20 protein-coding genes are annotated in these 10,377 nt (G+C 70.9%); 12 read left to right on the top strand and 8 right to left on the bottom strand.

Going from position 1 to position 10,377, the window contains the following annotated elements:
* The 3 genes from O3Q52_RS17650 to O3Q52_RS17640 form a co-directional block, all read right to left on the bottom strand.
* Positions 1–1,856, bottom strand: a 1,856-nt coding sequence (locus O3Q52_RS17650; RefSeq protein WP_269649744.1) for a SpoIIE family protein phosphatase, incomplete at its 3' end; no start/stop codon positions are given.
* Between the two features lie 118 nt (positions 1,857–1,974).
* On the bottom strand, positions 1,975–2,757 hold the full coding sequence (locus O3Q52_RS17645; protein ID WP_269649743.1) for a GntR family transcriptional regulator: 783 nt from the start codon (positions 2,755–2,757) through the stop codon (positions 1,975–1,977).
* 122 nt (positions 2,758–2,879) lie between these two features.
* Positions 2,880–4,376: a CoA-acylating methylmalonate-semialdehyde dehydrogenase gene (locus O3Q52_RS17640; RefSeq protein ID WP_269649742.1), complete on the bottom strand. Its 1,497-nt coding sequence runs from the start codon at positions 4,374–4,376 to the stop codon at positions 2,880–2,882.
* Between the two features lie 3 nt (positions 4,377–4,379).
* Between O3Q52_RS17640 and O3Q52_RS17635 the strand changes: the two genes are divergently transcribed.
* From O3Q52_RS17635 to O3Q52_RS17605, 7 genes are all read left to right on the top strand, one after another.
* Entirely contained in the window at positions 4,380–4,901 is a 522-nt protein-coding gene (locus O3Q52_RS17635; protein ID WP_269649741.1) for a hypothetical protein, read from the top strand.
* A gap of 9 nt (positions 4,902–4,910) precedes the next feature.
* Positions 4,911–5,315, top strand: coding sequence for a hypothetical protein (locus O3Q52_RS17630; RefSeq protein ID WP_269649740.1), 405 nt, complete (start codon positions 4,911–4,913; stop codon positions 5,313–5,315).
* Positions 5,312–5,983, top strand: coding sequence for a hypothetical protein (locus tag O3Q52_RS17625; RefSeq protein WP_269649739.1), 672 nt, complete (start codon positions 5,312–5,314; stop codon positions 5,981–5,983). Before O3Q52_RS17630 ends, O3Q52_RS17625 begins: the two co-directional genes overlap by 4 nt.
* 71 nt (positions 5,984–6,054) lie before the next feature.
* A complete protein-coding gene (locus O3Q52_RS17620; RefSeq protein ID WP_269649738.1) occupies positions 6,055–6,303 on the top strand; it encodes a hypothetical protein in 249 nt (82 codons plus the stop codon).
* A gap of 18 nt (positions 6,304–6,321) precedes the next feature.
* The gene (locus tag O3Q52_RS17615) at positions 6,322–6,447 is read left to right on the top strand and encodes a hypothetical protein (RefSeq protein ID WP_269649737.1); all 126 of its coding nucleotides are present in this window, start codon (positions 6,322–6,324) and stop codon (positions 6,445–6,447) included.
* 71 nt (positions 6,448–6,518) lie between these two features.
* Positions 6,519–6,695 (top strand): hypothetical protein, encoded by a 177-nt coding sequence (locus tag O3Q52_RS17610; protein ID WP_269649736.1) that lies wholly within the window; start codon positions 6,519–6,521, stop codon positions 6,693–6,695.
* A 136-nt stretch (positions 6,696–6,831) separates the two neighbouring features.
* Positions 6,832–7,242 (top strand): hypothetical protein, encoded by a 411-nt coding sequence (locus tag O3Q52_RS17605; RefSeq protein ID WP_269649735.1) that lies wholly within the window; start codon positions 6,832–6,834, stop codon positions 7,240–7,242.
* Positions 7,243–7,420: 178 nt separating this feature from the next.
* On the opposite strand, the gene O3Q52_RS17600 is transcribed toward O3Q52_RS17605, so the two are convergent.
* From O3Q52_RS17600 to O3Q52_RS17580, 5 genes are read right to left on the bottom strand one after another with little or no spacing between them, the layout of a single operon-like run.
* Positions 7,421–7,615: a hypothetical protein gene (locus tag O3Q52_RS17600; RefSeq protein ID WP_269649734.1), complete on the bottom strand. Its 195-nt coding sequence runs from the start codon at positions 7,613–7,615 to the stop codon at positions 7,421–7,423.
* Positions 7,612–7,788 carry a hypothetical protein gene (locus tag O3Q52_RS17595; protein ID WP_269649733.1) on the bottom strand — a complete coding sequence of 59 codons (177 nt, stop codon included), beginning with the start codon at positions 7,786–7,788 and terminating at the stop codon, positions 7,612–7,614. Before O3Q52_RS17595 ends, O3Q52_RS17600 begins: the two co-directional genes overlap by 4 nt.
* Positions 7,785–8,000: a hypothetical protein gene (locus O3Q52_RS17590; RefSeq protein WP_269649732.1), complete on the bottom strand. Its 216-nt coding sequence runs from the start codon at positions 7,998–8,000 to the stop codon at positions 7,785–7,787. The genes O3Q52_RS17595 and O3Q52_RS17590 overlap by 4 nt, the downstream gene beginning before the upstream one ends.
* Positions 7,997–8,218 (bottom strand): hypothetical protein, encoded by a 222-nt coding sequence (locus tag O3Q52_RS17585; protein ID WP_269649731.1) that lies wholly within the window; start codon positions 8,216–8,218, stop codon positions 7,997–7,999. The genes O3Q52_RS17590 and O3Q52_RS17585 overlap by 4 nt, the downstream gene beginning before the upstream one ends.
* On the bottom strand, positions 8,215–8,466 hold the full coding sequence (locus O3Q52_RS17580) for a hypothetical protein (protein ID WP_269649730.1): 252 nt from the start codon (positions 8,464–8,466) through the stop codon (positions 8,215–8,217). The genes O3Q52_RS17585 and O3Q52_RS17580 overlap by 4 nt, the downstream gene beginning before the upstream one ends.
* A gap of 101 nt (positions 8,467–8,567) precedes the next feature.
* On the opposite strand from O3Q52_RS17580, the gene O3Q52_RS17575 reads away from it, so the two are divergent.
* The 5 genes from O3Q52_RS17575 (at position 8,568) to O3Q52_RS17555 (ending at position 10,336) form a co-directional block, all read left to right on the top strand.
* On the top strand, positions 8,568–8,957 hold the full coding sequence (locus O3Q52_RS17575) for a WYL domain-containing protein (RefSeq protein WP_269649729.1): 390 nt from the start codon (positions 8,568–8,570) through the stop codon (positions 8,955–8,957).
* A gap of 12 nt (positions 8,958–8,969) precedes the next feature.
* Positions 8,970–9,146 carry a hypothetical protein gene (locus O3Q52_RS17570; protein WP_269649728.1) on the top strand — a complete coding sequence of 59 codons (177 nt, stop codon included), beginning with the start codon at positions 8,970–8,972 and terminating at the stop codon, positions 9,144–9,146.
* A 26-nt stretch (positions 9,147–9,172) separates the two neighbouring features.
* Entirely contained in the window at positions 9,173–9,427 is a 255-nt protein-coding gene (locus tag O3Q52_RS17565; RefSeq protein ID WP_269649727.1) for a hypothetical protein, read from the top strand.
* Positions 9,428–9,481: 54 nt separating this feature from the next.
* On the top strand, positions 9,482–9,646 hold the full coding sequence (locus O3Q52_RS17560; RefSeq protein ID WP_269649726.1) for a hypothetical protein: 165 nt from the start codon (positions 9,482–9,484) through the stop codon (positions 9,644–9,646).
* Between the two features lie 141 nt (positions 9,647–9,787).
* Entirely contained in the window at positions 9,788–10,336 is a 549-nt protein-coding gene (locus O3Q52_RS17555) for a hypothetical protein (protein WP_269649725.1), read from the top strand.
* Positions 10,337–10,377: the final 41 nt, after the last annotated feature.

The raw sequence follows: 10,377 nt of genomic DNA, 5'->3' as shown, positions 1-10,377 counted from the left end.
AGTTCGACCGACTCGAAGGGCGGGCCGCTCACGCCGAGCGCGGGTCCCGGCGGCAGCTCGGGGAAGTCGACCGTGCCGTCCGGGGCGACGATCGCGGGCAGACCGTGGCCCGCGGCGGCCATGGAACACCGGCCGCCGACCGGGTCGTACACCGCGTACAGGCAGCTGGCTCCCTTCGCCCGTACGCCGTCGGCGCGCGGGGCGGCCTCGGGGTCGTCCTCGTATCCGGCCCGGTCGACCAGGTCGTCGAGGTGGGCGAGCACCTCCTCGGGCGGCAGGTCCAGGTCGGCGAGGGTCTGTACGGCGGCCCTCAGCCGGCCCATGGCCGCGGCGGCCTCGATGCCGTGGCCGACGACGTCGCCGACCACCAGGGCGACGCGTGCGCCCGACAGCGGGATGACGTCGAACCAGTCGCCGCCGAGTCCGGTCAGCTCGTCGGCCGGCCGGTAGCAGGCGGCGACCTCCATCGCGTCCTGCTCGGGGAGCCGGTGCGGCAGCAGGTGGCGCTGCAGTACGAGGGCCGCGTCGCGCTCGCGGGTGTAGCGGCGGGCGTTGTCGAGGCACAGGGCGGCGCGGCCGACGACCTCCTCGGCCAGGCCCAGGTCGTCCTGGTCGAAGGGGTCCTGCCGGTGGCGCCGGAAGAACGTGGTGATCCCGAGCATGGTGCCGCGGGCCCGTACCGGCACGATCATCGCGGTGTGCAGGCCGAGGTCGAGGAAGGTGGCGGCCCGGTCTCCGGCGATGCCCGTGGCCCACTCCGGGGCCAGTGGGTCGAGCCGCTCCTCGATCCAGGAGGTGCCGCCGGTCAGCGCGCGGATGGGGGGTGCTTCGGGCAGGTAGGCGGCCACTTCGCCGATCTCGACGACGGCCTCGGGGACGCCTTCGTTCACCGACTGGTGGCCGGCCCGGCGCAGCGGCATCGCGTCCGTCCCGCTGAGCGGCCCGGCGACGGGTTCGCCCCCTTCGAGGACGGTCTCCAGCAGATCCACGGTGACGAAGTCGGCGAGTTCCGGCACCGCCACGTCGGCCAGCTCCTGGGCGGTGCGCACGACGTCCAGGGTGCGGCCGAGGCGCTTGCCCGCCCGGTCCAGGAGGGCGAGGCGTTCGCGGGCCCGGTAGCGCTCGGTGACGTCCACGACGGTGTAGTACACGCCGATCGGGTTGCCGTGGTCGTCGTCGAGGCGGGTGAAGGACATCGCGTGGGCGGTGTCCCGGTGCGGCGCCGAGCGGACCGTACCGATGTGTTCGTAGCCGACGACGGCCTCGCCGGTCTCCAGGACCTGGCGCATCACGGCCTCCAGGGCCTGGGCGTTGAGGCCCGGCTGGATGTCCGCGAGCCGTTTGCCGATCCGCCGGTGCGCGGGTCCGCCGCCGAACTGCTCCAGGGCGGCGTTCGACCACACGTACCGCAGGTCCGCGTCGACGATCGCTATGCCGATGGGCGAGTGCGAGGCCAGCAGCTCCAGCACCGTGCGGCTCATGTCCCAGCCCGCGGTGCCGGTCGAGTCGGCGGCCAGGACCACCCAGCGCGGCGGGCCCTCCGCGGCCTCCACGGCCGGGACGACCCGCACCGTCGTGACGACGGGGTGCCCGTCGCGGTGACGTACGGCGAGGAGCCCGGTCCAGCCGCCGTTGCGGCCGCAGCGGCGGGTCAGGTCGGGCAGGCGCGAGGCGTCCTCGGGCATCAGCAGATCGGCGGCGGCCCGGCCGACGACCTCGGCCCGGCGATAGCCGAAGAGCCGCTCGGCGTCGCCGGTCCAGCCGGCCACCGCCATGCGCGCGTCGAGCAGCACCACCGCGGCGTCCGCCATGTCGAACCGCCGCCGCGCCACGCCGCTCTCCTCGCTCGTCGCCACTGCGACCCCCTCCGTCCCGGGGAGTGGTCCGTTCCCGTACGCCACGCTCCGTGCACTCGCGCGATACGGGCCCAACGTACCGCCGCGGCCGCCTTCCGACCCCGGCAGCCGGACCCGATCAGGGGCGTACGAGCAGCTGGAAGTCGAACGTGTAGCGCGCGGCGCGGTAGACGTGGGTCCCGTACTCTACGGCCCGCCCGGTGTCGTCGTAGGCCGTGCGGCACATGGTGAGCAGCGCGGCTCCCTCCGGCTCGTCGAGCAGGGTCCCCTCTTCGGCGGTGGCGCAGCGGGCGCCCACGGTCTGACGGGCGCTGTGCAGGGTGATTCCGGCGGCCCGCAGCATCCGGTAGAGGCCGGTCTCCTCCAGCCGCTCGGTGTCCAGTTCGAGGAGCGTGGCGGGCAGGTAGTTGCACAGGTGTGCCACGGGTTCGCCGTAGGTGGAGCGCAGCCTTTCGAGCACGATGACGTCCCGGCCCTCGGGGATGCCGAGGGCCGCGGCGACCTCCGGCGAGGCCGACTCGATCTCGTTGCGCAGCACCCGGGTGGCGGGGTTCTGCCCGGCGGCCGCCAGGTCGTCGTAGAGGCTGCTCAGTTCCAGCGAACGTCTGACCTGGCTGTGCACCACCTGGGTGCCGATGCCCCGGCGGCGCACCAGCAGGCCCTTTTCCACCAGGGACTGGATGGCCTGGCGGACGGTCGGCCGGGACAGGCCGAGCCGGGCGGCGATGTCCACCTCGTTGCCCAGCAGGTTGCCCGGGGCGAGCGCCCCGTGCTCGATCGCGGACTCCAGTTGCTGGGCGAGCTGGTAGTAGAGCGGGATCGGGCTGCCCCGGTCCAGGGCGACCTCAAGACTGTCGAACGCTGCGGCGTTCGCCGGACGTGCGGTTTCGGTCTCTGCCACGGAGCCCCTCCCTTAACATGTCCGTCGGTACGTGGCTCTCGATCGTGTCGCGCGGGTACCCCGGACGGCTTCGGTGAGGCCGTGCCCGGGTCGGGCACGGCCTCCTTCGGGTGTGGCTTCCGTCAGGAGTTGCTGGGGAAACCGAGGTTGATACCGCCGCCGTCGGCCGGGTCGGGCCAGCGGGTGGTGATGACCTTGCCCTGGGTGTAGAAGGCGATGCCGTCGTTGCCGTAGATGTGATGGTCCCCGAAAAGGGAGTCCTTCCAGCCGCCGAACGAGTGGTAGCCGACGGGCACGGGGATCGGCACGTTGACGCCGACCATGCCGGCCTGGACCTCCAGCTGGAAGCGGCGGGCCGCGCCGCCGTCCCGGGTGAAGATCGCGGTGCCGTTGCCCCAGCGGGAGCTGTTGATCAGCGCGATGGCCTCGTCGTACGTCTCGGCACGGACCACGCACAGCACCGGGCCGAAGATCTCGTCCTTGTACGCGTCCGCGGTGACCGGCACCTTGTCGAGGAGCGAGACACCGATGAAGAAGCCGTCCTCGTGGCCCGGGACGGTGAAGCCGGTGCCGTCGACGACGACCTCGGCGCCCTGGGCGGCCGCGCCCGTCACGTACGAGGCGACCTTGTCGCGGTGCTCGCGGGTGATGAGCGGGCCCATCTCGCTGGCCGCGTCGCTGCCGGGGCCGATCTTCAGGCCCTTGGCCCGCTCGGCGATCTTGTCGACGAGCTCGTCGCCGGTGTCGCCGACGGCGACGACGACGGACACGGCCATGCAGCGCTCGCCGGCCGAGCCGTAGGCGGCGTTGATGGCCTGGTCGGCGGCGAAGTCCAGGTCGGCGTCGGGGAGAACCAGCATGTGGTTCTTGGCGCCGCCGAGTGCCTGTACGCGCTTGCCGTGCTCGATGCCCTTGAGCTGGATGTACTTGGCGATGGGCGTGGAGCCCACGAAGGAGACGGCCGTGATGTCCGGGTGCTCCAGGAGGCGGTCCACGGCGACCTTGTCGCCCTGCACGACGTTGAGCACACCGTCCGGGAGGCCCGCCTCGGAGGCGAGTTCGGCCAGCCGGTAGGAGGCGGAGGGGTCCTTCTCGCTCGGCTTGAGCACGAAGGTGTTGCCGCAGGCGATGGCCAGCGGGAACATCCACATCGGCACCATGGCCGGGAAGTTGAACGGCGTGATGCCCGCGACGACACCGAGCGGCTGGCGGATCGCGGCCACGTCGACGCGCGTGGAGACCTGCGTGGACAGCTCGCCCTTCACCAACTGCGGTACGGAACAGGCGAGTTCGACGATCTCCATGCCCCGGGCGACCTCGCCGAGCGCGTCGGAGTGCACCTTGCCGTGCTCGGCGGTGATCAGCTCGGCGATCTCGTCGCGGTGCGCGTCGAGCAGCTCGCGGTACTTGAAGAGGACGCTCGTGCGCTTGGCCAGCGAGGCGGTCCCCCAGCTCTCGAAGGCGGCCTTCGCGGAGGCGACGGCGGCGTCCACCTCGTCCACGGAGGCGAAGGGCACCTGCTTCTCCTGGGCGCCCGTGGCGGGGTTGTAGACCGGGCCGAAGCGGCCGGAGGCGCCCTCGACGGGCTTCCCCCCGATCCAGTGGTTCATGTTCTGCATGGTGTGGATCCTTTTCGTGAGCGGAGGGAGGTCAGAGGTGGCGGCGGCGGTCGACGACGCGCTCGTCGTACCGCTCGCGGGCGCGGGAGGCGGCGTCGCGGGAGGCGACCTCGGCGACCCACGCCCATCGCCGCGGTCAAGCCGCCGAAGCGCCGCAAGCGGAAGCCCAGCCCGGACACTCCGCGCACCGCCTTCGATATCCGGCCTCCCGCTCCCCGCCAGTCCCTCCTCGATGCCTGGCAGCGCATCCCACACCGGGTCAAATGGCTCGGATACCACGCCACCGCAGCCCTCGCCGGATGGCGTCTCGGCTGGGTCGACTGGGGCACCGACACCGCCGCCTGGTACGCGAACGGCCACTGGCTGAGCCCCTCCGCGTTCGCCCTCTACGGGCTCGGCACGGTTGTCGTCGCCCTGTACCGGCGCTCCCGCGGCTGGGTGTGGCTCGCCGCCTGGACCGCCGCAATTCCCGTCTCCTCCGTCGTCGCCGGGGTGCTGCTGTACGGCACCGGCTACCACCCTTAAGGACCCTTCGTGAACAGCGTGTTCGGCAACCTCGGCACCGTCGGCCTGGCCGTCGTCCTCACCGTGCTGCTCCTCGTCGGCATCCCCGGCGGCGGCAAGCTGAAGCCGCTCGGCTGGTGGCCCACCCTGATCTTGTCGATGCTCGCCGGGTCCGCGTACAAGGCGGCCGGGGGGATCTTCAAGCTGGTGCCGGACCTGGTCGGGAGCCTGATTGCCACGGTCAACGGGTTCGTGCCCGGGGTGACGATGCCTGCGCTCGCCCTCTCCCTGGCGATCTTCATCCTGTTCAAGCGGCTCACCACCAAGCAGGTCGGCCTGCTCGGTATCGGCTTCTGGTATGTCGCCGCAGGTGCGGGCGGCACGTGGGCGTACCTGTCCGACGCGATCACGAACCTCGGGACGAACCTCGCATGAGCTACTTCAGCCTGCGCAAAGAGCGCCCCGAACCCGAGCCGGAAGCCGTCGAGGAGGACTTCGTCGAGACGGCCGACGAGGAGCCGGAGGAGGCGACCGGGCAGGAGCAGCCGGCCGTCGCGCGCGGCCCGGTCCTCACCGGCCTCCTCGGCCCCGGCTCCTGGATCGCATCCCGCTTCGGGACCGGCCCGGCGTGGGCCGTGCACGCCGTCGCTGTCTGGGCCATCGGCTTCTACGGCGGCTGGATCGCGGCCGGCGTCATCCTCGTCTGGCTGCTCGCCGTGCTCCTCTTCGTCCCCCGTGAGCACCTCGAACGGGCCATCGCAGCCATCGAGCGCCGCACCCTCGGCAGGCAGACCCAGACCTCCGCCGCGACGGTCCCCGTCGGCGGCGAACGGGAGGTCGTCCGGCAGCTCCTCCTCGGCCTCATCGGGGAGGCCCACGGGGTGCACCTGCGGACGGTCCTCGCGCACCTCCAGGAGCACGGCCAGTGGGAGGGCCGCACGGTGGCTGATTTGCGCGTGCATTTGGAGGCCCTGGGGGTCCCCGTCCAGCCCAAGGTGAAGGTGGCCGGTACCCCCACCCGTGGGGTCCTCAAGGCCGATCTCGAAGCCCTCTCCCCGCCCGCCGAGACGGTCGCGTCTCCCGCCCCGTCTCCGCCCGTCTGACCTGCACGTCTACCTGTCGTCTCCCGTCTGGGAGACGGCCCGTCTACCCCCTCGTCTCCGGAGGAACCGCGATGCCGTTCGAGTACTTCTGCTTCGGCTGCGATGCCGTGTCTCCGGAGAGACGTGCCCGCGAAGCGGACGCCGAGGACGAGTTGATCGAGCACCGGCACACGATGCACGGCGGCCTCAGATCGGCGTCGGGGGACGGAGTTCGGCGCGTGCATTCGGAGGCGCGCGGCGACCGGTTCCTGCCGAAGGGCTCGTGCCTCGGTGTGTTGTTTCTGCTCGCGCTGGTCCTGGCGAACTGCTGGGGCCGCTGACCCATGAAGGAGACCTCCATGTGTGACGCCTGCGGGAAGAGGCTCAGCGCCCACTGCAAGCACTGCCAGTGCTGCAACCCGCGCGAGGTCGAGCACCCCGACACGTGCCCGGTACAGCAGCGGCGTGAACGCCAGCGCCGCTGACCCACAAAGCCCCGGGGCGGGCCGCTCCATCCGCCAAGAGAGCGCGGCCACGCCCCGGTTCCACCCATCCCATGAAGAGACAGGAGACCGCCATCATGGCGTTCCGTAAGTCGATCTCCCAAGAGGAACTCCGGGCGAATCAGCCGGCCGCGCAGAAGGGCCAGCAGACGACCGTCTATCAGCCGTCCCGTGGCGGGCACTTCCCTCCGGTGAAGAAGCCCGTGCCCGGCACGCCGCAGTCGAGTTGACGCGCCTGCCACACTGAAGTTCCCCCCTGAAGGCCCTGCCGGATCTACCCCCTCCGGTGGGGTCTTCGCCCGTTCCGTGCCCTGTTGTCGGTGCCGGCGGCTACGATCCGGGGCCTCCAACGTTCCGGGGGGAACCATGCGCAACACCGCTGCTCTGCTCGTCGCCTGCCTGCTCGCTGTCGGGGCGGTCGGCTGCTCGAAGTCCGCCGACGAGAACGCGAAGGACTGCGCCACCGCGCTCACCGAGAGGACCGGAGGCAAGGCGGACACGCCGACCGTCAGCGAAGCGGAGGAGCGGGTCGCCGCGCTCGACCAGACGCTCGCCGACATGGTCCGCTCCGGGTACCAGGGTGTGGCCAAGGAAGCGGCCGACGCGGTGGCGGAGAAGACCACGGAGGGCGGGAAGTCCCGGCCGGAGGCGTGCGAACCGCTGTCGAAGGACGACTACACGACGCTGCTGATGGCGAAGGCGATCGGCGGTCTGGGGTGGACGGGTGAGGGCGGGGAGTTCGACAAGCTGAAGATGGTGGAGAGCTTGGGCGACTAGCGCTGCCGTGAAGAGGCCCCGCACCGGAGTTCGGGCGGGGCCTTCGTCATGCGGCGGGCTACTCTGTTTCGGGCCCCGCGTGATGACGGGTGTCGTAGTGCGCACACCGGCTTGGCCGGAGGAACCGTGGGTGTGAGCCCCATGGGGGAAGCGCGGGGCCGCCTCTCATATGGTGAGCTCAGCCCACGTCCGGTTCGCAGGCCAGCAGATCCCGCCCGCGCTGCCCGTACCACTCGTAGACGGCGGCACGGACGACGTCGCGTACCTCCTCGGCGACGTCGTCGGCGTACATCTGCTCGCCGTTCTTCTCGGGCAGGTGCTCGGAGGAGTGGACGGTGAAGCTGACGTTGAAGCCTGTGAGGGTCTTGCTCATGGGCTGGGCTCCTCGTCCGGTTCGGATGGCTTGAGGATGAGTGGGCAGCCGTCCTTGTGCCACGTCTCCAGCGTTGTCCCATCCACCCGGCCGAAGATCACCCTCTGGTCGTGCTCGCCGGGGAACGCGAGGCAGGCGGGGCACAGTTCCTCGCGGTGTTTGTCGTCGCTCACGTGGGCTCCTCGTCCGGGCGCACCGGGCCCGCGTCCAGCAGCGCCAGCGCCCGCACGAGCAGCGCCCGGCACAACTCCCGCTCACGTGGATCGGTGATCGTGTCCTCGGGCGGGATGGCGAGGTTCGCGTAGTCCCAGCCGTTCGACGCCCGGTAGAACAGGCCGACCTTGTCGTCATCGGGCGGTTCGGGGATTACTGGCGGCTGGCTCATGTGCTCGTCTCCTCGCTGCTCACCGGGCGCCGCTGGAAGCCTGCGACCAGCGCAGCCAGGGCCGGAGCAGCGCCCCGCACAGCTGCCGTCGCGTGATCGACCAGCGTCTGCTCCATCGGCGACAGCGGACGGCGAGCCGTCAGCGGCGGGGTCTCGTCGTCGTGGCGTTCGAGCTGGTGCCGGGCGCGGTCTGGGTTGGGGTACGGGCGGTACGTCATGCGGTCTGCTCCTTCTTCGGCCGGCCGCCCTTGCGCGCGCGGCGCTCGGCCAGCTCCTGGTCCGCTGCCTCCAGCTCGGCCAGCTCCTGCTCGTCGCCGTGCTCGCGGATGAACGTGCGGACGTGGTCGACGAGGTCTGCGCTGCGGTCAACGCCGTGTCGTTTGGCGGCGGTTCCGTAGGCGTCCCACATGCGGCGGGGGATGCGGAAGCGGGTGGCGAAGGTGTGGTCCGTGTCGTCTGCTGCCATGCCCTTATGTTCCCACACGGATTCGTTGACGTCACCTCTTGTGTGGGTACACGGTTCTGGGTTACTGTGTACCCACAAGGAAACGAACGAGGGGGACCACGATGAGGCGCACAGCGAACGAGACCAGCACCCAGACCCTCACCCGCCTCATCAAGGCCCTCGACGCCAAGCACCCCGTCACCATCACCTACGTCAAGGCCGACGGCACCACCACGGTGCGGACGGTCGAGGCCTACGACATCGTCGTGACCGCAGCCGGAGACATCGTCCTCAAGGCCATGGACCGCGAGACCGGCGAAGCCCGCAGCTTCCGCCTCGACCGCCTCGTCTCCTACACCATCCACCGCACCGCCTACGCGGTCGCCCGCCCGGCCGCCGACGAGCCCAAGCAGCGCACCACCACCGGCCTCGCTTCGGTCACCGTCCTCTACCCCGTCGACCTCCCCACCCTCGCCCGCGTCCAGCTCCTCGCCGACGCGCTGGCTGCATAGGAGACCCACCGCATGAACCACACCGCCACCCAGCTCCCCACCACCCCGGCCGCGCTCGCCGACCACATCCAGGCCGCCAGTGACCGCGACCTCATCCGGGACCTCACCGCCCAACTCGGCTGGACCGTGGCCCGCCCGCTGCTCGCCGCCGCGCACAGCACCGTCGCCGACCGGCTCTGGAACAGCTGACCCACCCCCGCAAGAACGGAACCCACATGACCCACACCCCGCACCCTCACAACGACTGCCCCGACTGCCAGACCCGCGAGACCGAAGCCCGCGAACGCCGTGAGGCTGATGCGGAAGCCAACGAGCGCAGCCACCGCGACAACCGGCAGCGCATCAGCAACCTCGAATACGGCATCGACGCCGCGCTTGAGGAGATCGCCGGCATGGACGAGGGCAGCGACCCGCAGAAGGCCGTCGAGACCGTCCAGCACTACCTGGCCACATACCGGGCCATCCACTGACCCGCTGCCGCGGGCGGCCACACACCGCCCGCGGCCTCACCCCGGAGGACCCCAATGCCGACAGACGACGAGCTGGCCAAGTTCATCGCCGACTGCAACCAGCGCCGCCACGGCCGCCGCAGCTGGCAGGAAGCCGTCCAGGCTGCCGCCCGCCGCTTCCTCGGCGGCAGTGACGACGGCCGGTTCGGCGACGAACTCGACAGCCGCAACGACGCCTGACCCCGCGCACACCGAAGGCCCGCCGTTCCCCGACGCCCATCGGGAACAGCGGGCCTTCCCGCGTGCGCACCCTGCCCACCAGCCTGCGCAACGCCGTTACCATCACACCACAGAAACCGGTAACACCCACAGGAGGCGGGCATGGCCAACCCCAACCAAGAAGCCCGCACCAGCCAAGGCCGCTACACACGCACCCTCGAAAATGCCGAACGCGACACCGAAGCCGCACGCCTCCACGCCCACGGCTGGACCGACGGCATGATCGCCAAAGAACTCAACTACCCCAGCACCAGCGCCGCCCGCGACGGACGCAAGAAGGCCCTCGCCGAAATCCAGCAAGCACCCGCCGCCGAGATCATCGCCCTCGAAGTCCGCAAGCTCGACATGGAACTCGTGCGGCTGGAGCAGCTGGAACGCGACGTCCGCAAGGTTCTGGAGCGCGCTCACGTCACCGTCTCCCACGGCAAAGTCATCACCACCGCCAACCCGGACACCGGCGTCGAAGAGCCACTCCTTGACGACGGCCCCGTCCTCCAGGCCGCCGACCGCCTCGTAAAAATCGAGGACGCCCGCCGGCGCAACGCCGAACGCCGTGCCAAGCTCCTTGGTCTCGACGCCGAGCAGAAGGTCAGCGTGGCGGGGTCCGTGAAGTACGAGGTCGTCGGCGTCGATCCGGCAGATCTCGCGTGACCAGCGAACTCCCGCCGCTCACGCGGCGGTTGAGCTGCAGA

Source organism: Streptomyces sp. ActVer (genome assembly GCF_027270795.1).
Lineage (GTDB): Bacteria > Actinomycetota > Actinomycetes > Streptomycetales > Streptomycetaceae > Streptomyces > Streptomyces umbrinus_A.
This window is presented reverse-complemented; position numbering and strand designations above follow the sequence as displayed.

Coding starts and splice junctions, on each gene's coding strand:
- O3Q52_RS17640 (WP_269649742.1), bottom strand. CDS start 4,376: ATGCAGAACATGAACCACTGGATCGGGGGGAAGCCCGTCGAGGGCGCC.
- O3Q52_RS17580 (WP_269649730.1), bottom strand. CDS start 8,466: ATGGCAGCAGACGACACGGACCACACCTTCGCCACCCGCTTCCGCATC.
- O3Q52_RS17610 (WP_269649736.1), top strand. CDS start 6,519: ATGAAGAGACAGGAGACCGCCATCATGGCGTTCCGTAAGTCGATCTCC.
- O3Q52_RS17585 (WP_269649731.1), bottom strand. CDS start 8,218: ATGACGTACCGCCCGTACCCCAACCCAGACCGCGCCCGGCACCAGCTC.
- O3Q52_RS17590 (WP_269649732.1), bottom strand. CDS start 8,000: ATGAGCCAGCCGCCAGTAATCCCCGAACCGCCCGATGACGACAAGGTC.
- O3Q52_RS17625 (WP_269649739.1), top strand. CDS start 5,312: ATGAGCTACTTCAGCCTGCGCAAAGAGCGCCCCGAACCCGAGCCGGAA.
- O3Q52_RS17600 (WP_269649734.1), bottom strand. CDS start 7,615: ATGAGCAAGACCCTCACAGGCTTCAACGTCAGCTTCACCGTCCACTCC.
- O3Q52_RS17570 (WP_269649728.1), top strand. CDS start 8,970: ATGAACCACACCGCCACCCAGCTCCCCACCACCCCGGCCGCGCTCGCC.
- O3Q52_RS17615 (WP_269649737.1), top strand. CDS start 6,322: ATGTGTGACGCCTGCGGGAAGAGGCTCAGCGCCCACTGCAAGCACTGC.
- O3Q52_RS17605 (WP_269649735.1), top strand. CDS start 6,832: ATGCGCAACACCGCTGCTCTGCTCGTCGCCTGCCTGCTCGCTGTCGGG.
- O3Q52_RS17620 (WP_269649738.1), top strand. CDS start 6,055: ATGCCGTTCGAGTACTTCTGCTTCGGCTGCGATGCCGTGTCTCCGGAG.
- O3Q52_RS17575 (WP_269649729.1), top strand. CDS start 8,568: ATGAGGCGCACAGCGAACGAGACCAGCACCCAGACCCTCACCCGCCTC.
- O3Q52_RS17565 (WP_269649727.1), top strand. CDS start 9,173: ATGACCCACACCCCGCACCCTCACAACGACTGCCCCGACTGCCAGACC.
- O3Q52_RS17555 (WP_269649725.1), top strand. CDS start 9,788: ATGGCCAACCCCAACCAAGAAGCCCGCACCAGCCAAGGCCGCTACACA.
- O3Q52_RS17560 (WP_269649726.1), top strand. CDS start 9,482: ATGCCGACAGACGACGAGCTGGCCAAGTTCATCGCCGACTGCAACCAG.